Raw genomic sequence first — 24,052 nt, forward strand, 5'->3', positions numbered from 1 at the left:
GAAATAAATCGGATTCTCCCATTTATTTTCGAGCACAATTTCATCGACCATCATATCGGCTACTTTTACAATCCGATCATTCAATATAGTCGGCTGGAGATAGGTCATGCGACGCCGTGGACGGTCATTGAACTGTTTAACAGGACGGCTGCTTTCTCGTCCCCGCTCTACTATGGGAACCCAGAGAATCTGGCTGTCAGTAAGTGAAATAGGGACATCGTAGACATTCTTCATCTGCTCGATATACCAATCAGTATTGGCAAGCGAGAGATTTACCACCCGGACATCCTTGCGGAAGTCATAAACTTCCTGCAGAGCCCAGATCGGAAAAGTATCATTGTCGCCCGATGTGAACAAAATCGCATCCTTTTCACACGACTGTAGGATATTGTATGCGTAATTGTAGGCCAGTCGATTTTGTGATCGGTCACTAAGATAATAGTTTTTCGCCAGAGCGACGCCCGGCAGAAGTATAAGAACACCCGAAGCATAGACAAAAGTTCGGCGGCGACCTTCAGCCCCCGATAATTTTGTAAAGAGCAGGTACATGATTGCCGACACGCCCATACCCATGGCAATTCCAAAAAATACAAAGGCCGGAGTAAAGAAATAATCCCGGTCACGCACCTCGAGATAAGCGTCGCCAGTTTGGAAATTGTATTGCGTGCCATCGGCAAAATTCATATATAACGCAAGTCCCACAGAGGTCAAAAGCAAGAGTGTGAGGATAGGCATGCCTATTTGCATTCGCTTCTTGACAGCCAGTCCGACGCCTAATAGCCCAAGGAGAAAAAATGGCGCAAAGCTCCATCCCGGGCGCGAGTATTGATCTTCAAAATAAGACCAGAAGCCCATATGGGCATGGCGTCCAAGTTGATTTTTTAGCTCACCACGTCTATTAAACATCCGCGTGACCATCGATTCCTGGCCGTACTGTTTGCGGTCAAGAAAATTGATGAAAGTATTGTAGTCACGGGCGGGATTATTTTCGTCAAGACGGGGATTGTGTTCGGATCGAATGGGCAGAAAGAAGTGCGCCGAAAAGCCTACAAAGGCGACAAGGATAACGGCTAGCGATGTCTTCCATTCAAAACGCCAGCCGTTTTGTTTTGCCAACACCGATAATCCGAGAATAACAAGGACACTAATCGGCGTCGCCCAAATATAGAGCGAGAAACTCATCATAATCGTGCTGACCGAAATGATTGCGATAAGAATTCCCCAGTTAATTTTCCTGAAGAGCATTCCGAGCAGAACCAATCCCAGCACACCAGAGATGAGCAGAAAGAGCTGATGCCCGCCCCGTCCATCGGCAAAAAAGACAATCATGGCCAGTTCAAGAATCGCAAAACCGCAGATCAATGCCCAGTCTCGGGCCACGGCTTCCCGGTTGAACATGAAGAAGATCGCGCATACCGGCACGACAAGAAAAACAGTCATGTGAATACCAACACCAAGCAGCGCGAGATACATGGCCAAAACCAATGTCCTGGCTGCCTGCGGTGTGCCCCGCTCTTCGTAAAATCGCACAGCGAGCCAGACTATGGCGACCGAGAGAGCAAGCGCCAAACCATAAACTTCTGCTTCCACCGAATTGCCCCAGTTAGTGTTTGAAAAAGCGACAAAGAATCCGCCCGCTATGCCGCCGCAATAGGCGATAAAACGAAATAGAGGGTTTTGCTTTTCTCCATTGAAGAAATATTGAACAAGCCGGACGGTAAGCAGATAGCTGAACATGGCTGTCAAGGCCGATGAGATCACGGATATATAATTAATGCGAAGGGCGATATCCTCGACAAAAGGAATAACGGAAAAAAGCCGGCCTATAATGACAAAGAGGGGTGTGCCAGGAGGATGTGGTATTCCGAGGATTCTCGCGGCTGCGGCAAACTCACCGCAATCCCAGTACGAGATGGTCCGCTGGACAGTCAAGGCATAGACCACAAATGAAACAATGAAGACCAGACCGGCCAGAACGGCATTTGTTCTGTCAAATTGATTGCTTCCCACTATCTGAGGCTCTGCCACTTCTTTCTCCTTATCGCTCCTCAAGCCGCTCCCTGTACTTGCCGATATATAGTAATATCCGGCAACGGATTAAAAAATTGAGCGTCAATATAACATCCTGTCGGACAATGCCAACTACTATTTTATTGTCTGGTGGCAAGATATGTGGGTGGAGGTTTTTATGTTTATCTGGTGTGCCATTCTTTTCTGTCTCGGGATTCTTGCGTTCGTCGACGCGATCATGAATATGGGTGAGTTCTTTCGCGGACTCAACTCGGTTCTCTTCATGCTCATCTCATTGGGACTGCTGGTACGAACCACGACCAAGATCAAGAACAAGAAGATCGAGATGTATGAGCATCGGATATTCTCTCTTGAACAGCAAGTCGCAATTTTAAAAGAGGGCCGGGAAAAACTTCAGGAATTTTAACCGACAGACAACGGTTCATTCAGTTGTCTGAGTTTTTTGCGGACATCCGAGCTATAGGGAAAATTCGGATACGATTCAAGCAACTGACGGTAAATCGCAATCGCTTCCTGGCGCGATAATTCATCTTGGGCGAGTATATCTGCCTTTATCTTCAGTCCGTATGGGACGGGATGAGCATCCGGGAATTGGTCGACCAGCCGGTCGATATACCCAATCGCATTGGTCGAATCAAATTCATTCAATTCAATCTGAGCCAAATCAAAAAGCGCGACTGGCGCGAGTAATTTATCTTCGGCGTTAGTCAGCCGCTCGAGCCGTTCTGAGGCGGAGTCGGTCATCCGACGGTATGCAAAGTATGAGGCATCGGCATAGTCATTGAGTATCGCCGGGCTCGCTTTGGCTTCAGAGATAATTAGAAGCTGGCGCAAACAGTCATTGACAAAATATCCGCGCGGATGCTGGATGATTATCCGTCGCATACCCGTCTCGGCTGAGTCATAATTATGGGTAAAGAAATCCACAAGGGCGAGGGAATATAAAAACTCTTCCACCATATCTTCCCCACCGATTTTTTGCCCCGCAAGTGCCGCCCACTCAGTCTGCGCCTGATCCAATCGCCCCGCTCGGGCATGACAAATGGGAACCGACCGGCGTGAGTTGAGGTACGGCAGGCCTCGCTTGCTTGCCTCGATCGATACCGTAAATGATGCAAGCGCTGATTCGGGGTCACCGAGCTTATTGAGTTGAATATCCCCAATGTGGTATAGAGCCTCGGCTTTGTCCTGCGGATTGGGTGAGAGAAGCATCGCCTGATACATTGCAATTGCTTCGGTCGAATGGTTCATCCCCGCAAGAGCGTCGGCATGACGGAAATGCGCTTCCATGATCAGCCGGCTGTCGGGGTAGCGGCTCTTAAAGATATCGGCCATCCGAATAACCTGGGCGTAGGCCTTTCTCTCGCTGCATTGCCTCATAAAATCAAGTAGCGGAAACCCCTGCGAATTATCGAGCGAATCCTGCCGAAGAGAAAATCCAAAGGCGTCATCATATCGCCCGGCTTTGATATAATAAGCGGCCAGAAGCGCGGCCGTCCTCCCTCCGAGAATAGCAGGTATATTTTCCAACAGGGTTTTCTCTACTATAGTCGTTGATTCGGCAAATTCAAGCATCGCAAAAAGCCGTTTCTCGGCCTCTATGCCGATAAACGAGGTATCCTCGGCGGTCAACGGCAGAAAAGTCAAAGTGGCGCGTCGGTAATCCCGTTGCTTCTCAAAGAGCGTTCCCTGCTCGAGACCAAAGAGAAGCGAATCTCCGCTTTCAGTGCGGGCGCGTTCGATGAGTTTGAGACCTTTTTCTTCCTGACCATGGGCGATGAGACTTCGCACTATAACCAGATACTGTTTTGCTCCCAGCGATTTTAAGAGTTCAGCGGCTCTGTCATACTCCTGATTCCCTGGCTCAATTTTCCCTTGATCAACAAGCGATTCAGCGAGACTGAGGCGGTAGGTATAGTTCAGCGGAAAGCGATCGGCCATCGCCCGGAGGAGCGTCTCGTTCTTCTCGTGGTATTTCAGTTCGGTATAGCATGCGCGGAGAAGATTGGCCGCAAGTTCGTTACTCGGAGCACTTTCATAGATTGTTTCGAGCAACGCGGATGCGCCCTCGAAATTTCTTGCGCGAATCAATTGACGGGCAACGATGATACGTTCGTCGCCGGAGCGGTCATTTTCATTTGTAATTATCTCAATCGGGAGAGGTCTGACTCCGCCATCCTGCGATGATACTGACGGAACTACCCCGACGAGAAATATCAAAACAGGCATCATTAAAAACTGAGGCATAAACCGGTTCGCCGATGAAGTGCTCACTGTACCTCTGGCGCTGTCTGCGGTGCGCTGTTTTCTGTTGTGCCGGCTTGCAATAGCGACCTAAAGTACGCCTTGATCTGCTCCTGGTATTGCGGCGGGCAGTCACTGCTCAAAAAGCGTCTCAGGCGATCTTCAAATTCGGTTTTGTTATTGAGCAAATCACCGCTCAATTCTGCGGGAAGAAAGACTGCTTGTGAGTTCGCCGATGTCGCCTGACGCTGTTCGGCGAAGTCTTTGCGCTGCATTGTCCGCGTGGCTTCAAGCATGCGCGAGAATATTTTCAACTGCCGCTGGGATGTTTCTTCGCCTATTTCTCCGTTGGAGAGATCTTCTTCTACTTTCTTCATTTCTTTGGAAATATCATCAAGGCGACCCATAATCTGACGCGAGCCATCGAATTCCTTTTCAAGCTCTTCGAGCGATTTCCTGATTGAACCCTGTTCTCCGGCGATTCGCTGAAGTCCCTCACGGGTCATGGCCGACCGATTCCCCTGTCCTGGCATCGGTTGCTGGCCATCGGGACACATCCCCTGGGTCTTCTCGTTTAACTGCTGTTGTTGCTGAGCAAGCGATTCAAGCTTGGGCATGCCGCTGTTGCAACTGCTACTGGGGTTATTGCACTGTTTCTGCTGGTCAAGCGACTCCATTAGGCGATTTGCAGCCTTGTTCAGCGAGGCCATTGCCTCGCGCTGATGGGAGGTTGCGCCTGCGCTGTTTTTGCTGTCGCATTGTTTTGTGGCCTCATCCATATTCTGCGAGGCTTGATCCACAAGCTTTTGAAGTTCTGCGGCGACAAAGGGGGATTTTTTGCCAAGCTCGGCGATCGTTCCCTTAAGTCCTTCGGTCGCCGCGGCTAAATCCTGCTGGGATTCGGCCATATCACGCATAACCATCGAATTGGGCTGCATGGCTGCGGCTTCTCGCAGAAGGCTCTCTTGATTTTGAGATAGCTGATTGGCATCATCGATTGCCTGTCGAATTGCACGTTCAGATTCTTTATTTTCTCCGCCCTGCATGGCCATCTGCTGTTTTTGCATTTCACTCAGCATCTCGCTCAATTTCGAGAGCGCCTCTTTTTCCTGCTTCATTGCGCTTGGCTTTTGCGACTGTTTAAGAGCCGAGGATGACTGCTGCATATTTTTTTCGGCATCGGTCTTTTCGAGCGCTTCGGCAAATTTTTGAGCCTCAGGAGACTTCTCCATCTCGGCATTCTTCATTGCTTCCTTGAGTTCACCTACTTCCTTCTTAAGATTTTCCAAATCGTTCTTTACTTTTTCTTGCGCTGACTGGAGTTCCGGAAGTTTTTCATCCTTTGAAGCCGCAGTCTTCTCGTTGACCGCTTCCTGCTCCTTGACCAACTGCTCGGCTTTGCGGATCATGGCTTCCATCTTCTGCTCCATCTGCATTTTTTTGAGCAAAGATTTTGTCCGTTCGAGACGCTGCATCATTTCTTCATGGGAGAGCTGGAAGTCTTTCATGGCCTTTTGCATCTCGTTTCGGTCAAGTTTCTCCAGGGCTTCCATGAGCTTCTTCTGAGCTTCGCGCATTTCCGGGGTTGCGACTTCTTCGAAAAGCTTCTGTATTTCAGCCATCTTTTCCATTATCTCGCGGCTCATCAGAGAGTTCTCTTTTAATTCGTCGAGCGACTTCTCCATCTCCTTGGCCATTTCATCAATCTGTTTTACCATCTCTTCATTTTTTTCGGCGATGGATTCAAGGTCTTTCTGCTGTTGCCAGTCGGCTTTTTTGGAGTCACGATTTTGCGAGTCAAGCTTGCGTCCGGCGCTTTTCATCCGCTGTACCAGTTCTTTGCCTGTCTTAATAAGTTTCTCTGTCTGACTGATACGCGTTTCGCCTTCAGTTTCAGCCTGCTGGGTAATTTCTTCCAAAGAAGGTAGCCGCGCGATATACTGGCGCGAGTGGCTTATTTTTGGTCCGGAGACGCGGTCATTATCAGCGACTTCAAAGAAGTAACTGACATAGTCTCCCGGGAACAAGGCAAGCGATTCCATATCCCAGTTAAATTCAATGTCGCCTTCGACTTTTATTTTCTCCGAGAAATGAATAACCGCGACGTTTTCAGCCGACTGCTTACCGCGTGAGAAAATCGAGTATTTCAGCACAAGCGACGAAAAGCCATAATCATCACTGATACGCGCTAAAAGCGGCAGCATCATCTCTTCGGTCAAATTGGCATCAAACCCGGGGCGAATAACATCCACCGTCGGATATTCATCGGGAATGGCAGTAATTGTGTACTCAATCGGATCGGGGTTGGTCTCACCGAGTCGATCGACAAGGCTGACATAATAACTGCGCGATTTATCCACAACGAGCGACAGTTCACCGGTCTTGTTGTTGACCGTTATGGGTGTGCGGCTTGAATCCTGAAAAACCAACTCGGCGCTCTGCATCGGCAGGTTTGTTTCAATCGAGAGGTTAACCCGGCTCCCGACCACAGCAGAAAATGAGCCGTTGTTTTCGTCGATTGTCGTCGGCTGTAATCCGGTGTAGTCAGGATAGAAAATGGCAACGCGGATATTTTCGACGCGGGGGCGGTCGACCACGGTAATCGTTTGCACATCGCTTTTAATCCGGCCGGCCGTGACATAATACTCGAAAGATTTGTTGATCTGGCGAAGAGTCAACTCGGCGACGACTGAATCACCAGCGGCGATTGCAGCATAGTCGACAGTCTTGAGATCAATGGCTGATTCCTGCCAGCTTCCCCCTGTCAGACGATGATGAATGACAGCTTGCTGGGGCAGTCTCTGTCCGATAATGGCTGCGCCGATTTGGATGTCGCGGTATTTTACCCATTCGGTGGTGCCAGGAATGGGATTAACCTGATATGAAAGCGGTGGTGCAATTTCAGTGGTCGGGTTGGAAAAGACCTCGTATGAGTAACTAAACAGTCCGGGAAAGATAAAGAGCATAGCCGCGCCAAGAACGGCGGAGACGGCAAGATACCGGCTGGTCCGTGCAATAGGATGAAATGAAACGATTTCGTTAAAGTTCACACTGCCAGCCCGACTGATTGCATGCATTTGGGTGGCTTCCATCAGTTCCGAGGAAAAACCGGGATTGCTTTTCATCCGAGAAAACTGAATGGCGGCGATAAGCAGGCCTTTGAGTTCGGGATTCTTCTGTTCCAGTCCCAAAGCGACAGACTCAATATTGCCATTGAAAAGGCGAGAGAAGGCAAACCGCGCAAAAAAGAAAAGTGTGACGCCAGCCGTGGCCACAAGCAACGAGACTTTGAGCCAAACCGGAAGTACCATCACATTGGCAAGTACTGAAAGCAGAAGCCACATGCCGACTCCAGCCGCAACTGTGGTAAGCAGGCCGGCGGTGAAAAGCATCAGCCTTTGTTTGAGCAAGATTCCTTTTAATTTATCAATCAGGCTGCTGGTGGACTCAATCGGACTCATAGTAGACTCCTCGGTGTTTGCGTGTCTCGGCTGTTCTTTGTTCGCGAATCTTCTTTCATTTTCTGTATTGTCGTTCGGCCCTTTTCAATCGAGCGGAACGCCTATTGTCTCGTTAGTATAACAGCGCGTAGGCAAGTAAGTTTAGCCCCATTTTTAAAGCTTGAGCGCGTTTCTCCGGCGAGTCATTGTGGACTTGGCTGTCTTCCCAGCCATCTCCTATATCAGATTCGACAAGGAAGTAGACCACAGCCCGGCCATTTATTATTATGGCATAGCCGCGCGGCGGGTTGTTGTCATGTTCGTGGATTTTCGGCGGGCCGTTTGGGAAATCATAAAAACTGTGATACAATTTGTGGTCAAATGGCAGATCGACAACTGGACGCTCCGAGAAGAGGGTGGCCATTTCCTTCAAAAATGACTGGGCCATCCCATACGAGTCATTGACGAACAGGAATCCCCCACCCAAAAGGTAATCTTTCAGCCGCTCTTTTTCTTCGCCGGAGAAACTGATCACTCCATGTCCGGTCGCGAAAAGAAAGGGGTATCGGAAGAGATCGGCGTCCATTATCTGAACCTGCCGCTCAATTGTATCGACTGGAAAATCGCTATTGTCGCGGACGAATTTCAAAAAGTTAGGCACGGCGGAACTTCCCCAATACCAGTCCCCTCCTCCGCTATAATGGAGTCGGGCGACTTTAATTGATGACGGATCAGGATGGTAACGTAAACTCTGGTCTGATTGCGGGTTCACAAGTATCGGACTGATTCTTTGCTGAGTCTGGGCGGAGATCGAATAGCACCAAGTAACGGAAATAGCGAAAAATAGAGTAAGGGTTCGAAAGGTTGCGTAGTTATAAGTTGAGCCCATACCTGCAATATACAATTGTCTGCCCATTTTAGGCGAAAAATCTGGCCAAGTGAGGAAAAGAAGGCTAAATAAGCTTAAAATTTGCCCAGCTAATGGAATCTAAAAATAGCTGATATCTTAATTCCTCACTGGCTCAAGATGGTTAAACCGTCGACTGTTCCTCGAATTCGGCGTGAGGATTCTCTTCTTCATTCACATAATTAACTGTTAGCGGCCCGGCTGCACTTAATTGTATGACTGCGCCGTTTTCACTCCAGGTAAAATGTCTGGTTCCGGCCCCAATCATGGTAAAGCCTCCAGTTGGAAGTTCCTTGAGCTCAAATTCATCAAATACGTCTCCCAGACCTATTGAAAAAGAGCCTGAAATGACCGTTATAGTCGCATTGGTGAAAAGCCAATTAGCTGGAATCCTATACCCAGCAGGGATTTCGAGACGAATAGTAAACAAGCCTGACCGGCTTGGGTCTCCTTCAAGAACCGCGACTCGGGCGCCCGACGGCAGAAATAACGGACCCTCGGTCCACTGCATATCAGTCGGATTGACAACAATATGGGAGACATGATTTGATATTATGCTGTCCATATTCGCTGTCTGGCTTTCGTCGGTTTCCTCGTGCAATATTTGGCTGATTACAGACTCCGATGTCTGGCTTATTACTGAGTTCTCTTTTAGATTTGATAAAAGCAGTCCTCCTGCCCCAAGTAATAAAATTGCTAAGAATAATCTTTCCCTCATCTGTTTCTCCTTAACGTAGACAGTTTACACAATCTTTACTATTTATACAGCGGGGAGATTGCGACTGTTGTGGGGAAGGCCGCCCCCATACATATGAAAAGGGGTCTAAACTCTTGGATAAAAAACAAGCCGTTCGGAGAATATCCGAACGGCTTGTTTCCAAAAGATTTTTGGCTGAGAGAAAACGACTTTTATTTAAATCGTTTCGGACTGCGGGCTTCCCATTCAACAAGGATGGGGCTTGCCACAAAAATCGAACTGTACGTCCCAATTAAAACTCCGATTATCAGCGCAAGCGAGAAATTCTTCAAAACCACTCCGCCAAAGGCATAAAGAATCAGAACGACAATGAGCAGGGTCATTGAAGTGTTCAATGTCCGCGAGAGCGTTTCATTGATGGAAAGGTTTACTGAATTAACAAACTCGCCTTTGGTTCGGTACTTGCGAAGGTTCTCTCGTATTCTGTCGAAGACCACCACGGTATCGGTCAGTGAATATCCGGCAATGGTTAACAAGGCTGTCACGATGAGCAAGTCAAACTCCAACCCAAAAATATAAAAGATTCCGATAATCGCTAGGACATCGTGAAAAGTTGCGATCGTAGCGGCCACACCAGAACGCAAATCGAAACGAAAAGCGATGTAGGCGAGAATTCCTACCAATGAGATAAGAATTGCCTTCACGGCGTCTTTTCGGAGGCTTTCGCCTACTGAAGGGCCGATAATATGCTCGGAGTCACGGATAAAGGCATTGCCTGGGAATTTTTTCTCCAAGGCGCCCACCAGAGCTTCGAGTTTTTCGCTGCCTGCGGCATCGCTTTCAGGCCGTTTGGTTTTAATTATAAAAGTCTTGTTCTCGTTATCCGCCACCTGAGTTACCGAAGCGTCGCTGAATTCTGTCTCCACCGCGGCGCGGACACTCTCTATTGAAACCGGGCTTTCAAAGTGACCCTGGACCATGACCCCGCCTGCGAAATCAATTCCCATCTCGGCTTTCCCCAAAAGAATCATGACAAAGGCAAAAATGCCAATGGCGGAGAGAATCGCCGAGACAATAAAGGACACTTTTCGTTGTCCGATAAAATCTATTTTCGTATCTCCAATTAGTCTAAACATAATATCCTCATTTTATATAGTCTTGCTGATGCGGTTAGATGCTGAGCGTTTTGTATCCTTTGCGAATATCAAAAATTGCTTTGGTGATAACGTAAGCTGTAAAGAGTGATAGTGTCACACCCCAAAACAGAGTAATCGCGAATCCTTTGATCGGACCCGAGCCGAATATAAAGAGCGCTCCGGCAGTAATAAGTGTTGTAACGTGCGAATCCAGAATCGCGGTGAAAGCTCGATCATATCCGGCATCGATAGCCGCTCTGATCGTTTTGCCAGTTCGCATCTCCTCTCGAATTCGCTCGAAAATAAGGATATTTGAGTCGACCGAAATACCAATAGTCAGAATGATACCGGCAATGCCCGGCATCGTAAGCGTCGCTCCAAGTCCCGCTAAGATAGCCAGCAGGAAAAAGACGTTAAAGAGCAAGCCGATATCGGCAATCAACCCGGACATCCGGTAATAGGCGCCGATATAGGCCAGCACGAGAATAAGTCCAAGGAGCGAAGAGATGAATCCTTTGCGGATTGAATCGGCTCCAAGCGAGGCCCCGACAACATTTTTCTCGATGATTTCGACCGGGGCAGGCAGCGCGCCGGCTTTGAGAACAATCTCAAGGTTGCGAGCTTCATCCACATTCGCCGAGGAGCCCATTGTTATCTGGCCCCGGTTACGGATTTTCGAATTGATAAAGGCGGCTGATTCAACCTTGTCATCCATGACTATGGCAAGCGGTTTATCTATGTTAGCTCCAGTCAGCTGACCGAACCGATTGGCGTTGTCTCCGGAGAGTTGGAAGTCTACAGAAAATCCGCCGTTTTCTCCGACGCCGAGTTTGACACCCTCAATAAATCGACCGAGAAATTCGACTTTCCGTTTGAGCACAAAAAGCTCATAGGCCTCTCGGTTGTTGACAATCGACGAGCGAGTTGACCAGGCAAACTCGACGCCCTGAGGAATAACATGCTGGACTTCGGGCAATGCCAGCCAGCGTTCAAGTATCGGTTTATCGTTTCGACCGACAATGAAGCCGGGCCAGTTAATGCCGGTCTTGCTGTTGAACATTGAGATCTCAAGGCGCGAAGAAAATGGCTTCTCCTCTGCTCCAACCTTTGCGCTGTCGTCAAACTCAAAACTTGACGTGTCGCGCGAACTGTCTCCCATCATTTCAGAAAGAACATCGCTGGAATTTGATGCCGTATCGGTTGATTTACTTGTTGTATCAGCAGGGGTTCGCGGTGTTTCAGTCATGCCACTCTTGGCAAGTTCCATACTATGGACAACCGAGTCAACTTTGGCGAGGACCTGCTCGGCAGTTGCGAAGCTTTCCATCATTTTGAATTCGAGTAAAGCCGTTTTGCCGATAAGAGCCTCGGCTCTGCTGGCATCGGTGTACCCCGGCAGGTCAATAATGATTCTGTCTTCGCCCTGCTTTTGGATAATCGGCTCGACAACACCAAGTCCGTCAATTCGACTGCGCAGAACCTGCATCGCCCGGTCAACAGCTCCCTCGCGCAAAGCTGGCTCAAGTTCCTCCGATTTCACGCGAAGAACGGTGTGAATTCCGCCTTGCAAGTCCAGTCCGAGTCTGATTGAATTTTGCTGTAACTCAAGCAGTTTGTCCGGATTGCTTTCTTGCAAAGCAGATCTTTCGGCATCGTCCATTGTCCAAAGCTTGAATGTATCCCAAAACGCCATAAAGGATAAAATCACCAGTACTGCGGTGATGCCCCAGCGCCATTTTTGTCCAGAAGACATAGCGGTCTCCTTTGTGTTAAAAAGTTAATAGTTCGATTCTTCTAAATTGTCAGAAAAGGGCCTTGTGAAATCCAAGGCAGTAAGTATAGACGGAGTTAGCTTGTGCCGGAAGGACGCGCGCCGACAAGAGTGAATTGTCGGCCAAGCAAAGCGCAGACCCGATCAGGCGTTGAGGCAATTGCCCCATTCCTGATGAGAATTGGCTGTATTGTAACTATTCGCGGAGAGTGCTCGTTAATAACGTAGGCTCGGAACTGTGAATTGTCCGAGGGCGGAAGTGAAGCGGTCAGCTGTTGATGAACATCACCGCTCTGTTTCTTTTCCCCTTTGGCAATCTCATCGAGAGGGCTGTCGGCTGTTGGCGCCGGGGTTAAATTATCACAGTGAAGATTTTTAATTTTCTCTGAATTGTCATGGAAGGTAACATCCCGATTGGCTAAAGACCATCCGCTCAGAAACCACGAGCAAAAAATAAGGGAGATAATCCAGACATGGATTACGGTTCGAAATTTTCGGGTTATACTATTCATCATAAGACTTACCAAATATACGGTCTGGGAGTCATCTGTCAACGGCAATTTATGAACAAAGTTTCAGGGTCACGCCTATCCAAGCTCAACCGGCAGAAACAAGACAGGTTAAAGAATGACCATGATTTAGCACTCTCGACTCCTCTTCAATCATGGCTTCTTCTTAGGGCCAAAACCCGCCCGGAAAGCGGGCAAAAGCGAAGTGCGGTATCGAGTAAAATAGATAGCCGCCAAAACAATATATATGGCGGCGATTTCGAGGCGTATGCTTTCAACCAGTAACTGGGCCATAAAAAGCGCAAAGAGAGCGCTCGCCTCAAGCCGGCTCATCCGCAAATTTACGAAAACTGCCACGGCAAAGAGCGACTGGGCCGCAGTAAGATACAGTTCATGGTCCTGAACTAAGTCAAGTTCAAACGGCATAATCTTGCCTCCGGAAATCGCATAGACCAACGGAATCGTACCGACAAGCAGGGTCCAGTGGTTGACTTTTGAGGAGATAAGAGCCCTCATTGCTAAGCTTGCCGAGCCGCGAAGGGTCCATGTGGCGGCAATCACAAACTCAGGAAGCTCGCTTGCTAGTGGAGCAAGCCACTGCACAAGCAGAAATTCATTTATTTTCAACAAGCGCCCGGATGCAACAAGCGATTCCGCAAAAGGTTCGGCAACCAAGAAAATCACCGCTCCCGAGAAAAGAAAAAGGAGTCCGGTGCACACTCTCCGTGGAACAGTTTTCATATTTGCGACAATTTTAACCGGCCCCACTAACTCCGGCTCAGCAGATTCCATCTGGGCGGTGCGGCGGGCGTACATGACATACAGCCCAACAAGTATGACAGTATCAACAAGATTGAGGCTTCCTTTGAGAGGAATAGTGAAGGAATAAAGAGTTGCAAGCGCGAGATAGAAGATTTCAACGCGCTGGCTCTCTTCAAGCACAATCTGTTTTTTCTTCTTGAAAAAAACATAGAGAAATAGCACCACCGGCCAGCCCAACCCGACCAGCAGTCGATTGGCTCCGGTCATATTTGCCAGGGCGTACGCTTTTTGTGAAGGGTCATGCGCAGAATTCCAAGTAAAGACAAAATCGACCGCATATTCAGGAAGCACCGCAATGAGAGCAAGAATTGCGATGGCAAGTCCCTGTGAGATATCGATCTGCGCGGCCTCGGCAGCCCATGACAACATAAAAGCCGCGCCGAAAATAGCAACACCGGATATAATCGCGCCGGTAATCGGAGAAATGTGAGCGTGTGTCAACCCTAGCCACGAACCGGGCAGTGTGCTAACAATCGCAAGTATTAGTATAATATAGAGCGATGGCGTAATCGCATAGTGCTCCCGCTCATGACTCATGTATAATTATCAATCCCTTCCCTGTCCTTTAAATAATAACAGATTCTCTGTCAGCCGCGAATTATCATGTTGACAATATCTTTACGAAGCAACACACCGACAAGGTTGTCGTTTTCGGTTACGAAGACGCGGCGGACATCTTTGAAAATCATCATCGCCGCGACTTCGACGATGCGTGTCTCGGGCGTCGTGACTTCGTATTCTTTGCGATATAACTGAGCTACCTTGATTTTATCCTGCTGCTTGAGCAGTTCCTCAAAGGGCTCTACTTCCATTGAATAATTTAGATTCGAAATAAGCGATTTGTAATCCGGCAAGGCCGCCTTTATAAGGTCGCGGTCGTTGATGATACCGATAAGTTTGTTTTTATCATCAACGACCGCCAAGCCAGACAGTCGATAACGGAACATCCGATTGGCAACTTCGCGAAGGCTGTCATCGGGAGTAACGCAGGCGACATCATGACGCATGACATCTTTGACCATAAGTTCCTTGTCTATTGTGACATTTGCATCGGATATGAGCTTTATCAGGTCGGCCGATTTTTCAGCGGTAAGAATATTGTTCATAATGCCGGGTTTGCGCGCAAACGAAGCTAGTCCGGAGAGAGTTTGCAAATAAAGCTTTGCGATAGTCGAAGGAGTTAAGAGCAGACACACTACTTTGAGCGGCTCATTGTCGACAGTTTTGGCGCTCAATCCCTGTTTTGAAAGGCCAATGAGAATGTACATCTCGCTTACGGCATCGGTTCGCGCATGAGGAAAAGCAAAGCCGTGTCCGTATGCGGTACTTTCGATCTCTTCTCGCTCGAGAACAGAACGCACGACTTCATCGTAATCAAATTTTACCCCCTCGCTTTTTAACAAATCGAGCAGTTCTTTGACGGCGTCGATAAGCGTGCCGGCATGCAGCTTCATATTTATCCGGCGTTCGGCAAGCAAATTCGCAAGTTTCATTCTCTGACTCCCTGGGATGACGACTGTGTGCCCAATGCTTCGGCGTTTTCTCGTGCGCGAAATGTTCTCGGAGCCGCAACGCCGCCCGAAACAATAAATTTAATCCCATCCTCGATACTTATATCCACAACAGTCACATCCTCGGACGGGACAAGAATTATCATTCCCGAAAGAGGTGTGGGCGTTGACGGAATGAAAACAGAAATCAGCCTTGATGTCTTCTCCGCCATCGTCATCTCCATTCGGTTGGTAACAAATCCTATACTATATATTCCCTTGCGGGGATATTCCACAATAACGACGTCATCGAAAGACTTCTCGCCAGATGATGTCATCGCTTCCAGCAACTGTTTCACGGACGAGTAAATCGGGCGAATCAACGGCAGTTTCGCGAGTATAGCTTCCCACACACGGTAGAATTGATTACCAAGGAAGTTTCGAGTAAGTATGCCGGCAGTAAAAATGAGCAGAATGGTGGCAAGAAGTCCAAGCCCGGGGATATAAAAGCCGAAAAGACGCTCAATGAGCGGGCTCAGAACGCCGTCAATTGTCTGGAAAAGAAATTTCAGCACAAGGACGGTGATGATAAATGGAACCACCACCAGAACGCCGCTGAGAAAATACCGCTTGATGAGATTAAGGAGCTTTTTCATCTCTTTTGCCGACAGCCATAACTAAGCCGCCAGCCGGACGAGTATACAAGAGGCAACTCGAATTGTCAACTCGATATCCACAGGTCTTCGCAAGCCGTAAATGGAACAAGAATTATTTGACCGGAAAGCCGAAAACAGACGGTAAATTCGCCACAAATGCGACAAGCGGCGCCGGATACACACCAAAGAGAATAAGACTGCTGGCGCACACAAGCATAACGCATTGGAGCGCTAAAGATGGCCTATGCTGAAATGGGGCCGAAACAAAATCTGGCCGCTTGACAAAAAAGCTCCTGATAATTCTGATAACCGCGAGCAGTCCAAAAAACGAAGACAGTATTATTACCGCATAGAGAAGATACAGCCAAGCAAAACGTCCGTCACTCGCCGCTATTCTAAAACCTTCCTGAAGCAGATCGAAGCGTGAGATGAACCCTGCCGTGGGAGGAACACCGATCATGGCGAGAAGAAAAATAATCAGTGAAATAGTGGCCGATGGCGAGTCATGATACAAACCACTGATAGTGACTGAAGAGCCAAGTTCCTGTTTCTGACGAAGAAATCCGGTAATCGCCAATGCGCCGAGAAAAGGGAGTGTCTGAATTATAAGAGTGAAGCCAATCGATGTCATACCCGCCGCAGACAACGAAAGCGTTCCAGCCAGACAGATTCCTATCTGAATAATCCAGAGATGGTAGATCGTTGTCGGCAAATCTCTGTGACTGAATAATCCCACAGTACTATACAGAATGGCTACTGCCGCTAACAGTCCAAGCGTTGTACCCCAGTCATTTGGAGCCATAACTGGATCGCTGAATGCGAATAGCGTGTTCATGAAGATTTTTATGAATCCGGCCAGCACCGCCGTCGCGATCGAAGTCTGATATATCGACCGCAGTTCACTTGGGAAAGAAGAAAACATTTCTTCACGGGCCAGGGACAGAAGCGGTAGGAATAGTTTTATGAGAAGCCCTGCGCCGATAAGCAAACTGGCGGCAAGGAGCACCGGACTAAACTCCCCGTTGAACGAAACCTGCGTCATCGCCATATTGATTTTTGCCTGAACGAGGTTGGTCGTCCCGCTCAAACCATAGAGAAGAGATAACCCGTAGGCAAATAGTGCCGACGAGAACACCCCGGTGAGCAATAGTTCTCGTCCCCTGCCGCAGGAGGAGCTTGACGCAATTGCGAAGTCGTTTGTATGAAAATACGCGCTTATGATATAGAGCGGAATAAAAATCAACTCCAATCCCAGATAGATCATTACCAACTCGTTCGCGGAGCAGACTAAAAGCGTTCCGAGCACCATCAGTAAAAGCAGGGCGTAGTAGTCTCCCTGACGATGCCCGTAACGCTTGGCTATTGATGGTACAGATGGAATAAGCCCGAGAGTAGCGCCAATCAATACTACAGTTTTGCAAAAAACCGCAAAGGGGTCATTGAAAATAATATCGCTATATCCTTGCCCATACCCAAAAACCCATAATATAATCCCGGCACACAGGAGTGAGAAAATCGCGCTGTATCCAAGCCAAAGTGAGTTACGAAATTTAGAGAAACGCCCACACAGAGCGATCATCAGACAAGTGACGGTTATGAGAAGTTCAGGAAGAATAAAATGCGCGTTGAAAAGTGAACCGATGTTGTTCATATTCAAACCGACGTCATTTCTTCTTTGCTTGTGGCAGGCGGCTCGGACGGCGTCTGCTCCTCTCTTTTGGATGGCGAGTGACGCGAAGCGAGCGCCATTACAATCAGTCCAAGCGCGGAGACAAGGGTCAGCAACGGCCAGACGCGCTCACGTGATGGATCCGTCTCAAGTTTATAGAGACCGATAAGCGACACACCGATGACAAGAAGAAGCCAACGCCGTTTGATCATGTTGAGAGCCGCAAGCGACTCCTTTTTGTACGTGCGCAGTACAAACAGCGCGCCGAGTAAGAGCTGGGCGGCAGACACGACCGCAATCACTATCGCAAATATCTGCCCGCTGTTGCCATCGGAGACAATAAAATGATTGAATGTCACAAAAGTCACTATCGCAGCGGTGGCCATGAGCTGTATAGAAAGCAAAACAGCCGCAGTGGATGTCCTTGTCAACGCGCCAAAGAGTCCAATCGCAAAGAGAAGTCCGCCGAATATAAGGTACTGATTCATTCAGTAAGTCCTTCAGAGCGACTCAGCCGAATCGCAATAAACAGACCAGCCGAAATAATGAGAATGGCCGCTATATGCGGAAGATGGCGCTGGATTAGTTCAGTGACCACAGCTAAAGTGCCTGTATCAGTTGTTGATGCTTTCGAGAATTTCCAGATTCGTGTGCTCAGTATGCTGAACCGCACACCGAAAAGTATCAGCAGACAGATTAGGAAAACAGTCATCCCATTGATATCCTGTGGAATGGTCAGACCAAAATTGGACGATTGAGATGCCTTCGTTTTGCGGGCCTGTAAGAGAAAATATGCGGCCACACAGATACCGAGCTGAACCAGCATTACGGTAATTGCACCGAGCGCGTACAAAAGTCCTGAGATACCGAGGAGCATTCCGATAACCGCAAATCCAGCGCGTCGGCTTTCTTTCAGGCTTACTGACAGAAGGGCGCAGAGCAAAGCTGTCGCGGCACAGACCCAGAAGAGAATGGTCGGATCTTCGGACTGCGACATACTTATCTTGTCCGCCGCAGAATAGTATCAGGGCCGGTTTTGTCCATGTTTGACGCGGTAATAGTGTACGATCGCATTGAAATAGTATCGGACAATTCCTGCCAAGTATGAGATAAAAGTCGCGGACTGACTCTATTTATGGTCGCAGCTTAGCGCAGTTTGGAATGCTACAAGCCTCATGCCATGGCAATGACTTCGATCTCGACCCGACAGTCTTTTGGCAACCGTGAGACCTCTACAGTAGACCGTGCCGGAGGGGGGGCCGAGAAATAGCCGCCGTACACTTCGTTTACTGAAGCAAAATCATTCATATCTTTGAGGAAAATAGTTGTCTTCACAACATTTGAGAAGTCAGCGCCAGCCGCCTTGAGGACAGCCTGGATGTTGGCCATGACCTGTTTGCATTGCTCGGCCGCGGTCTCTCCCACGAGTACCATAGTTTTGGGATCAAGGGGGGTTTGCCCAGCGCAGAATATCATAGTCCCGCATGATATTTTCACCGCCTGTGAATACGGGCCGATAGCTTTGGGGGCATTTTCGGTATGAATTATTTCTCTCATGTAACTCCTTCTATTCACTTGTTGTTTTTTTCGTTTTTGAGCTTCTCTATCTCGCCCATTACTTTTCTGGCGATAGTCATATACCCCTCTTTGTCGAATGGCTGACTGCCAATCCACAGCGGAGAAATCGCTGGACCAAAAGTTATTGACATTTGCCTCCTACCGAGAAAGCATTCTTTAAGCGCATTGGTGCCATGAATATAGCCGGGAATAATCGGGCAACGCGCGCGAGCGGCTATCAATCCAATTCCTGGTTTTGGTTCAAGAAATTTATCACTGAGCGAGCGCGTGCCTTCAGGGAAAATTACCAGACCGTTGCCATGGGCGATGGTGTTCAGCGAAAGATCCAAAGCTGTTCTGTCCACTGCGCCTCGTTTGACCGGAAGGGCGTTTGTCCGGCTGATAATGGCGCCAAAAATCTTATTTTTCCACAACTCTGATTTGGCAAAATAATACAGTTGCCTCGGCGACCAGCTTCCGATAAAAAGCGGATCGAAATACGATTTATGGTTTGTTGCGAGAATGAAACCGCCTGTTCCCGGAATATGCTCCTGCCCTGAAACCGTAATTCTAAAAATGCCTTTGGATATTATCCGGCCGATTGTCCAGCCGGTATAGTAGAGAATTTTCGGTTTCACATTTACGACGGAACGGATTTTAACAGGTCGACAATTGCGATCACTTGGTCTTCAATTGTTAAATTTGTCGTATCGACAATCACTGCATCTGCGGCGCGGGTAAGCGGCGAATGCGTCCGCCCTGAATCGTATGCGTCGCGTCGTTCCAGATCGGCAATCTGCTCCTCCACAGAACTTGTGAGATTCATGCGCTGAATGTCAAGCAGCCGGCGTCGTGCACGGGCATCGACTGATGCCTCCAGATAAACTTTAATCTCGGCATGGGGAAAGACTACGGTTGTGGTATCGCGTCCTTCAGCAACAATTCCGCCTGTTTTACCGATTTCCACCTGTTTGGCAACCATTGCCTCACGTACACCTTTGTGCGCTGAGACTTCAGACACCAGCCGGGTTATTTCCGGAGTCCGTATATCCGAAGTAACTTCTTCCCCATTTACAAAAACGCGATTGACCGCCTCAGTTGTCTGAAACTCGAAGACCATTTCAAAAGCCATCTTTGTTAAAGTAACACCGTCGGATGGCGGAATGTGATTTCGGGTGGCGATGAAAGTGAGCGCGCGATACATCGCGCCGGTATCCAGATACTGGTAGCCGAGCCGCGCGGCAACAAGTTTCGCGGTCGTTGATTTTCCCGACCCGGATGGGCCGTCGATTGCAATAATACGTTGTTTCACGTTAAACAAATTACTATTCAGATGCGCCATGTCTTTAAGGTATAATAAATTGCTCATTCAGGCAACCGGAAATCTATATTCATGAGATGTTGTCGATAAGATATTTTTGCGCATAAATGAGAAAGTGCTCGAACATTTTGCTTAGCATAAACGTCACTAAGCAAAGAGAATCGTAACCGCCAAACAATGGAGCCCTGCAATGTCATCAGTCGATCAGAAAAATCGGACAATTCCCACACGACTTACGAGAAGACCAGCTCTATTTCTGGAGGGGTGATAAAAATTTTTGTGGACTTTTTCGCTAATAATAATCAATGGAAAGAGAGCTGATTCTATCGTCAAGCTCGACATTGATTTTGTTCGACGCATCGTTATAAACGTCATTTATAAAATAATTATCTTCCAAGCGCAATCCAAGGTGGTTGAGAAAGACTTCGTCATTAACACCCGTCACCTTTAATCCCGAACCGGTCGGAACGCGGAGTTTGAATAATGCCTCATCGCCAGTCAAGTCGAGATATACCTCAGGTTGAAGTGTGCCGATAACCAAATAGACGTCTGAGGCGTCGGCTCGCATCTCGAGTTTTCGCAGAGGCGTTGTGGCGAGGTTAAGATGGATGTCAGAACCCTCGAAGGCACAGCGCAGTTCAAGCGGGATATCGCGCGAGAACCGCACAGTCCAATCCTCGTCTCCTTTATCACTTAACTCGAATTTTATGACATTGCCCATAACATGGTTACGCGTCTGAGAAAAAATTGCATGAGCCTCGTCCCCGGAGACGTTATAATAAAACTCGGGCTTAACCTGGTATTTTCCGACACGGGCATAGAGCACGTCATCAGAAGCATCGCGGACTTCAAGGTGGGTGTCGTAAAGTTGCATTTCGACAAGAATCGAGCGGAGAGGTTCATCTTCCGCCGGCACCGCGCGGAAAACCTTCTCGTCAAAATACGACGAGACGCCGATGCGGAACATTGAATTCAATCGTCCTTCGGATGTCGAAAGGAATGAGACATAGACCGCGCCGGCGACCAACGCAATGGTCGACAGGTAAGAAATAATCTGCACCCGCGAGCCGGTGAATATTTTTTCTATCCCAATGGCAATAAACAAAAATGGCGAATAAAAGACGAGGGCTTCCCAGAAACGTCCGCCGATAATATCCATATTCCGAAGCAGGAGAAGGGCGCCAATGAGGACAAGCAGCATTCCCCAGCGGAATCTTGCCGGAGTCATTATACCGTGCCGCCATTCTGTTCCTGAGTTGACTGTACCATACCTTTCGATGAAGCGCGGCCAAAAAATATCACAGCCGCACCGGCAAGAATGAGGATAACCGGCCAGACATCGCCAAAATCAAACCAACGCCAGAATTCGCGCATGAGCATCGCCGCTCCGACCAAAATAAATATTACGCCCGGATAATAACTGCTCCAAAAAGCAGGTCGGCTTCGAATGGGGGGAACACTATCCAGGGGTGAAGCAGAGGCCTGACTGTCGGTCGGCAACGCCAAATTGTATGATTTCGGAATAACTATCCAGCCGACAATATATGCCGGAAATCCGACGCCGGAAAAGAACAGAACAACCATCAAAATGCGAACTAATGCCGGATCGGTGTCAAAATAATCAGCCAATCCGCCACAAATGCCAGCGATCATTTTATCAGTCGTCGAACGATACAGCCGTTTTTTCATCTTCCCTAACCTCGAATAAAAATTAATCTATCAGTATCTATGGGATATACGGGCAGAGATTGAAAAGGTTGTGAAAATCTATACCCTTTGCGGCTCGACCGGAATGACAACCCAGCCGATGAGATAGGCCAATAATCCAAATCCGGCTCCCAAGACCGAAGCCAGCCAAATTATTCGGATAATAGTTGGGTCGATATCAAAATAGTCGCCTAAACCGCCGCAGAGGCCGGCAATCTTTTTGTCGGTTGCAGAACGATACATCCGCTTTTTCTCTCTCATCCCGTCCTCCCGTTATGAATTAAACTCTATTTCTTTTCTATACGGTTAAGATAACTATTTGCCTGTTTTGAAACAATAGAATCTTTGTTCGAGGCGTAGCGCTGAAGAGTAGACAGAGCATTCTCACGTTCAACCGAGTCTGGGCTTAGCTCATAAATTTTCAAGGTAGCCTCCAAAAATGACAATGTTCGCCCGGTTAGGATGAGCTGTTCTGCCGATGAAGCAGGTCCGGACTCCTTCTTCTGCATAAGATTTTGCGGCCGAGCGGAGCTTGAGGCTGAAGGTAACGCAGGACTTCGGTCCTGTTTGGCAGACTTATTCATCACATTAGCTCTTGGCTCTTCCTCTGCCGCTGAGTCTTCGCCCTCAACTGAAACCAATTCTTCGAGAGAGTCGCGGATTGAACGCCATTCGTCGAGTGTGAGTTTAATATCTTCGAATTCTGCCCCTGAGGAATAGTTATTGAAGGATCTGTCTTCAGCAGAAAGGGCAGGATCATTTTCCGCCGTGCCGGTCGGAGCTGATTGTTGACGCGGCACGCGGCTTATCTGATGCGAATCGGTGCGCGTCTCATATTTGTCAATTTGATCCCATAAGGGCCGTTGTTGCGTTGGCGTGGTTGTTGCGGTTGCAAGACTTTCATTTTTTTTGGCTTCTTGTGAGCGCAAATCAACTGACTCGGGCAATCTCTCGACAGGAGCATTTGTTGCCGAAGATTTTCTTTGAGAAGAATCGCTTATGACAGGAAGCGGAGCAACCTGAATTGGTTCTTGCTGCCAGAACGATGGGGAATCAGATGGCGGTGCAACCCCGTTTTCCTTCCAGATATCACTGTAATGGATTCCGAGGAATGTGAACAAAACCAGCGATGCCGCAGTCGCAAGCAACCGCCGTCGCGAAGCATTTTTTGCAGGTGGGCGGTTTAGCGCCGTTACATCAGTTTCTGACACCCCTGCCAGCCGTTTATCTATGGACTGTGCCGATTTCTCCCAGTATTCGTTCTCAGAGAGTCCGCTGTGTTTGCTGACCATTCCGTCGACAGCGCGTAACTCCTGGAGAAGCCTATTGCATTCGGGACACAGCTCTTTTTCAACATGGTGGGTCAGTAACTCCTGTTCCATTGCAGGAAGGTTCTGATCCATATAGGCTGAGACCCTGTCTCTAAAGTATGAATGATCCATTCGGGCCTGTCTTCATAATTTTTGCAACATCAAAATCGTACATCAATCTCTTCATAACAAATCTTTCAGTGCGTCCAGCAACATCTGCCTCGCTCTGAACAATCGTGAGTCAACCGTGCCGGGCGGTATTTTGAGGTAACTGGCAATTTGGGCATAATCCATCTGTTCATAATGTCTCAGAACAAAAACCGACCGATATTTTATAGGTATCGCCATCAGCGCTTTTTGGAATCGGCGCTCGGCTTCGCTATCGAGAAGTTGTTCAAGCGGTCCAAGGTTTGGCGAGGCGGGGTCAAAACCAGTCTCGGATAATTTATCTAATGAATCTTTCTTCTCCTCGCGGGCAATCTGATTATAGGTCAAATTCCGGGCGATGGTCGACAGCCACGGATAGAAATCATAACCCGTCCGAAAATTCTTAATCGCCTGATAGGCTTTAACAAATGCCTCCTGGACTATATCTTCGGTTCGGTCAAAATTAGCAGTCAGGCCATAAATGAATCGAAACAACTGCTTCTGATGCAACCGGACAATCTGCCCAAAGGCCGCCTTGTCTCCCTGCTGGGCCGCCTCAATGAGCTTCTGTTCGTTGGGCGGCGCTACCATCTTCTCTACTCGTTCAGGTGTCATTTCTTCCAAAATACTTGATCAAA

The 24,052-nt window shown here is 48.3% G+C and carries 23 protein-coding genes; 1 reads left to right on the plus strand and 22 read right to left on the minus strand.

Going from position 1 to position 24,052, the window contains the following annotated elements; all coding sequences use genetic code 11:
- Positions 1 to 2,028, minus strand: a 2,028-nt coding sequence (locus SGI97_06680) for a DUF2723 domain-containing protein (GenBank protein ID MDZ4723572.1), incomplete at its 3' end; no start/stop codon positions are given.
- Positions 2,029 to 2,188: 160 nt separating this feature from the next.
- On the opposite strand from SGI97_06680, the gene SGI97_06685 reads away from it, so the two are divergent.
- Positions 2,189 to 2,437, plus strand: coding sequence for a hypothetical protein (locus SGI97_06685; GenBank protein MDZ4723573.1), 249 nt, complete (start codon positions 2,189 to 2,191; stop codon positions 2,435 to 2,437).
- Here SGI97_06685 and SGI97_06690 read toward each other — a convergent pair.
- The 21 genes from SGI97_06690 to SGI97_06790 all read right to left on the minus strand — a co-directional run bounded on the left by SGI97_06690 (position 2,434) and on the right by SGI97_06790 (position 24,029).
- Entirely contained in the window at positions 2,434 to 4,278 is a 1,845-nt protein-coding gene (locus SGI97_06690; protein MDZ4723574.1) for a hypothetical protein, read from the minus strand. The two genes, SGI97_06685 and SGI97_06690, sit on opposite strands and share 4 nt — an antisense overlap.
- Positions 4,279 to 4,301: 23 nt before the next feature.
- On the minus strand, positions 4,302 to 7,736 hold the full coding sequence (locus SGI97_06695; GenBank protein ID MDZ4723575.1) for a DUF4175 family protein: 3,435 nt from the start codon (positions 7,734 to 7,736) through the stop codon (positions 4,302 to 4,304).
- Between the two features lie 112 nt (positions 7,737 to 7,848).
- Positions 7,849 to 8,604 carry a DUF4159 domain-containing protein gene (locus tag SGI97_06700; GenBank protein ID MDZ4723576.1) on the minus strand — a complete coding sequence of 252 codons (756 nt, stop codon included), beginning with the start codon at positions 8,602 to 8,604 and terminating at the stop codon, positions 7,849 to 7,851.
- Between the two features lie 142 nt (positions 8,605 to 8,746).
- Positions 8,747 to 9,340 carry a cupin domain-containing protein gene (locus SGI97_06705; GenBank protein ID MDZ4723577.1) on the minus strand — a complete coding sequence of 198 codons (594 nt, stop codon included), beginning with the start codon at positions 9,338 to 9,340 and terminating at the stop codon, positions 8,747 to 8,749.
- A 191-nt stretch (positions 9,341 to 9,531) separates the two neighbouring features.
- The gene (gene secF, locus SGI97_06710) at positions 9,532 to 10,455 is read right to left on the minus strand and encodes a protein translocase subunit SecF (protein ID MDZ4723578.1); all 924 of its coding nucleotides are present in this window, start codon (positions 10,453 to 10,455) and stop codon (positions 9,532 to 9,534) included.
- Positions 10,456 to 10,489: 34 nt separating this feature from the next.
- Positions 10,490 to 12,208, minus strand: coding sequence for a protein translocase subunit SecD (gene secD / locus SGI97_06715; protein MDZ4723579.1), 1,719 nt, complete (start codon positions 12,206 to 12,208; stop codon positions 10,490 to 10,492).
- A gap of 95 nt (positions 12,209 to 12,303) precedes the next feature.
- Positions 12,304 to 12,741, minus strand: coding sequence for a hypothetical protein (locus SGI97_06720; GenBank protein ID MDZ4723580.1), 438 nt, complete (start codon positions 12,739 to 12,741; stop codon positions 12,304 to 12,306).
- Between the two features lie 147 nt (positions 12,742 to 12,888).
- Entirely contained in the window at positions 12,889 to 14,094 is a 1,206-nt protein-coding gene (locus SGI97_06725; GenBank protein ID MDZ4723581.1) for a sodium:calcium antiporter, read from the minus strand.
- Between the two features lie 50 nt (positions 14,095 to 14,144).
- Entirely contained in the window at positions 14,145 to 15,050 is a 906-nt protein-coding gene (locus SGI97_06730) for a CBS domain-containing protein (protein ID MDZ4723582.1), read from the minus strand.
- The gene (locus tag SGI97_06735; GenBank protein MDZ4723583.1) at positions 15,047 to 15,703 is read right to left on the minus strand and encodes a DUF502 domain-containing protein; all 657 of its coding nucleotides are present in this window, start codon (positions 15,701 to 15,703) and stop codon (positions 15,047 to 15,049) included. The genes SGI97_06730 and SGI97_06735 overlap by 4 nt, the downstream gene beginning before the upstream one ends.
- A gap of 112 nt (positions 15,704 to 15,815) precedes the next feature.
- Positions 15,816 to 17,354 (minus strand): proton-conducting transporter membrane subunit, encoded by a 1,539-nt coding sequence (locus tag SGI97_06740; protein MDZ4723584.1) that lies wholly within the window; start codon positions 17,352 to 17,354, stop codon positions 15,816 to 15,818.
- Positions 17,355 to 17,356: 2 nt separating this feature from the next.
- Entirely contained in the window at positions 17,357 to 17,860 is a 504-nt protein-coding gene (locus tag SGI97_06745) for an NADH-quinone oxidoreductase subunit K (GenBank protein MDZ4723585.1), read from the minus strand.
- Positions 17,857 to 18,369 carry a hypothetical protein gene (locus SGI97_06750; GenBank protein MDZ4723586.1) on the minus strand — a complete coding sequence of 171 codons (513 nt, stop codon included), beginning with the start codon at positions 18,367 to 18,369 and terminating at the stop codon, positions 17,857 to 17,859. Before SGI97_06750 ends, SGI97_06745 begins: the two co-directional genes overlap by 4 nt.
- A gap of 176 nt (positions 18,370 to 18,545) precedes the next feature.
- The gene (locus SGI97_06755) at positions 18,546 to 18,929 is read right to left on the minus strand and encodes a RidA family protein (GenBank protein ID MDZ4723587.1); all 384 of its coding nucleotides are present in this window, start codon (positions 18,927 to 18,929) and stop codon (positions 18,546 to 18,548) included.
- A 14-nt stretch (positions 18,930 to 18,943) separates the two neighbouring features.
- The gene (locus tag SGI97_06760; GenBank protein MDZ4723588.1) at positions 18,944 to 19,567 is read right to left on the minus strand and encodes a lysophospholipid acyltransferase family protein; all 624 of its coding nucleotides are present in this window, start codon (positions 19,565 to 19,567) and stop codon (positions 18,944 to 18,946) included.
- A gap of 2 nt (positions 19,568 to 19,569) precedes the next feature.
- Positions 19,570 to 20,298 (minus strand): (d)CMP kinase, encoded by a 729-nt coding sequence (gene cmk / locus SGI97_06765; protein MDZ4723589.1) that lies wholly within the window; start codon positions 20,296 to 20,298, stop codon positions 19,570 to 19,572.
- A 244-nt stretch (positions 20,299 to 20,542) separates the two neighbouring features.
- Positions 20,543 to 21,478, minus strand: coding sequence for a DUF5668 domain-containing protein (locus tag SGI97_06770; GenBank protein MDZ4723590.1), 936 nt, complete (start codon positions 21,476 to 21,478; stop codon positions 20,543 to 20,545).
- Positions 21,478 to 21,939, minus strand: coding sequence for a PspC domain-containing protein (locus SGI97_06775; GenBank protein MDZ4723591.1), 462 nt, complete (start codon positions 21,937 to 21,939; stop codon positions 21,478 to 21,480). The genes SGI97_06770 and SGI97_06775 overlap by 1 nt, the downstream gene beginning before the upstream one ends.
- 78 nt (positions 21,940 to 22,017) lie before the next feature.
- A complete protein-coding gene (locus SGI97_06780; protein ID MDZ4723592.1) occupies positions 22,018 to 22,218 on the minus strand; it encodes a PspC domain-containing protein in 201 nt (66 codons plus the stop codon).
- 26 nt (positions 22,219 to 22,244) lie between these two features.
- A complete protein-coding gene (locus SGI97_06785; GenBank protein ID MDZ4723593.1) occupies positions 22,245 to 23,399 on the minus strand; it encodes a zf-HC2 domain-containing protein in 1,155 nt (384 codons plus the stop codon).
- A 51-nt stretch (positions 23,400 to 23,450) separates the two neighbouring features.
- On the minus strand, positions 23,451 to 24,029 hold the full coding sequence (locus SGI97_06790) for a sigma-70 family RNA polymerase sigma factor (GenBank protein ID MDZ4723594.1): 579 nt from the start codon (positions 24,027 to 24,029) through the stop codon (positions 23,451 to 23,453).
- Positions 24,030 to 24,052 lie beyond the last annotated feature (23 nt).

This window comes from Candidatus Zixiibacteriota bacterium (assembly GCA_034439475.1).
Lineage (GTDB): Bacteria > Zixibacteria > MSB-5A5 > GN15 > FEB-12 > JAWXAN01.

Coding starts and splice junctions, on each gene's coding strand:
- SGI97_06685 (MDZ4723573.1), top strand. CDS start 2,189: ATGTTTATCTGGTGTGCCATTCTTTTCTGTCTCGGGATTCTTGCGTTC.
- SGI97_06690 (MDZ4723574.1), bottom strand. CDS start 4,278: ATGCCTCAGTTTTTAATGATGCCTGTTTTGATATTTCTCGTCGGGGTA.
- SGI97_06695 (MDZ4723575.1), bottom strand. CDS start 7,736: ATGAGTCCGATTGAGTCCACCAGCAGCCTGATTGATAAATTAAAAGGA.
- SGI97_06700 (MDZ4723576.1), bottom strand. CDS start 8,604: ATGGGCTCAACTTATAACTACGCAACCTTTCGAACCCTTACTCTATTT.
- SGI97_06705 (MDZ4723577.1), bottom strand. CDS start 9,340: ATGAGGGAAAGATTATTCTTAGCAATTTTATTACTTGGGGCAGGAGGA.
- secF (MDZ4723578.1), bottom strand. CDS start 10,455: ATGTTTAGACTAATTGGAGATACGAAAATAGATTTTATCGGACAACGA.
- secD (MDZ4723579.1), bottom strand. CDS start 12,208: ATGTCTTCTGGACAAAAATGGCGCTGGGGCATCACCGCAGTACTGGTG.
- SGI97_06720 (MDZ4723580.1), bottom strand. CDS start 12,741: ATGATGAATAGTATAACCCGAAAATTTCGAACCGTAATCCATGTCTGG.
- SGI97_06725 (MDZ4723581.1), bottom strand. CDS start 14,094: ATGAGTCATGAGCGGGAGCACTATGCGATTACGCCATCGCTCTATATT.
- SGI97_06730 (MDZ4723582.1), bottom strand. CDS start 15,050: ATGAAACTTGCGAATTTGCTTGCCGAACGCCGGATAAATATGAAGCTG.
- SGI97_06735 (MDZ4723583.1), bottom strand. CDS start 15,703: ATGAAAAAGCTCCTTAATCTCATCAAGCGGTATTTTCTCAGCGGCGTT.
- SGI97_06740 (MDZ4723584.1), bottom strand. CDS start 17,354: ATGAACAACATCGGTTCACTTTTCAACGCGCATTTTATTCTTCCTGAA.
- SGI97_06745 (MDZ4723585.1), bottom strand. CDS start 17,860: ATGAATCAGTACCTTATATTCGGCGGACTTCTCTTTGCGATTGGACTC.
- SGI97_06750 (MDZ4723586.1), bottom strand. CDS start 18,369: ATGTCGCAGTCCGAAGATCCGACCATTCTCTTCTGGGTCTGTGCCGCG.
- SGI97_06755 (MDZ4723587.1), bottom strand. CDS start 18,929: ATGAGAGAAATAATTCATACCGAAAATGCCCCCAAAGCTATCGGCCCG.
- cmk (MDZ4723589.1), bottom strand. CDS start 20,298: ATGAGCAATTTATTATACCTTAAAGACATGGCGCATCTGAATAGTAAT.
- SGI97_06770 (MDZ4723590.1), bottom strand. CDS start 21,478: ATGACTCCGGCAAGATTCCGCTGGGGAATGCTGCTTGTCCTCATTGGC.
- SGI97_06775 (MDZ4723591.1), bottom strand. CDS start 21,939: ATGAAAAAACGGCTGTATCGTTCGACGACTGATAAAATGATCGCTGGC.
- SGI97_06780 (MDZ4723592.1), bottom strand. CDS start 22,218: ATGAGAGAGAAAAAGCGGATGTATCGTTCTGCAACCGACAAAAAGATT.
- SGI97_06785 (MDZ4723593.1), bottom strand. CDS start 23,399: ATGGATCATTCATACTTTAGAGACAGGGTCTCAGCCTATATGGATCAG.
- SGI97_06790 (MDZ4723594.1), bottom strand. CDS start 24,029: ATGACACCTGAACGAGTAGAGAAGATGGTAGCGCCGCCCAACGAACAG.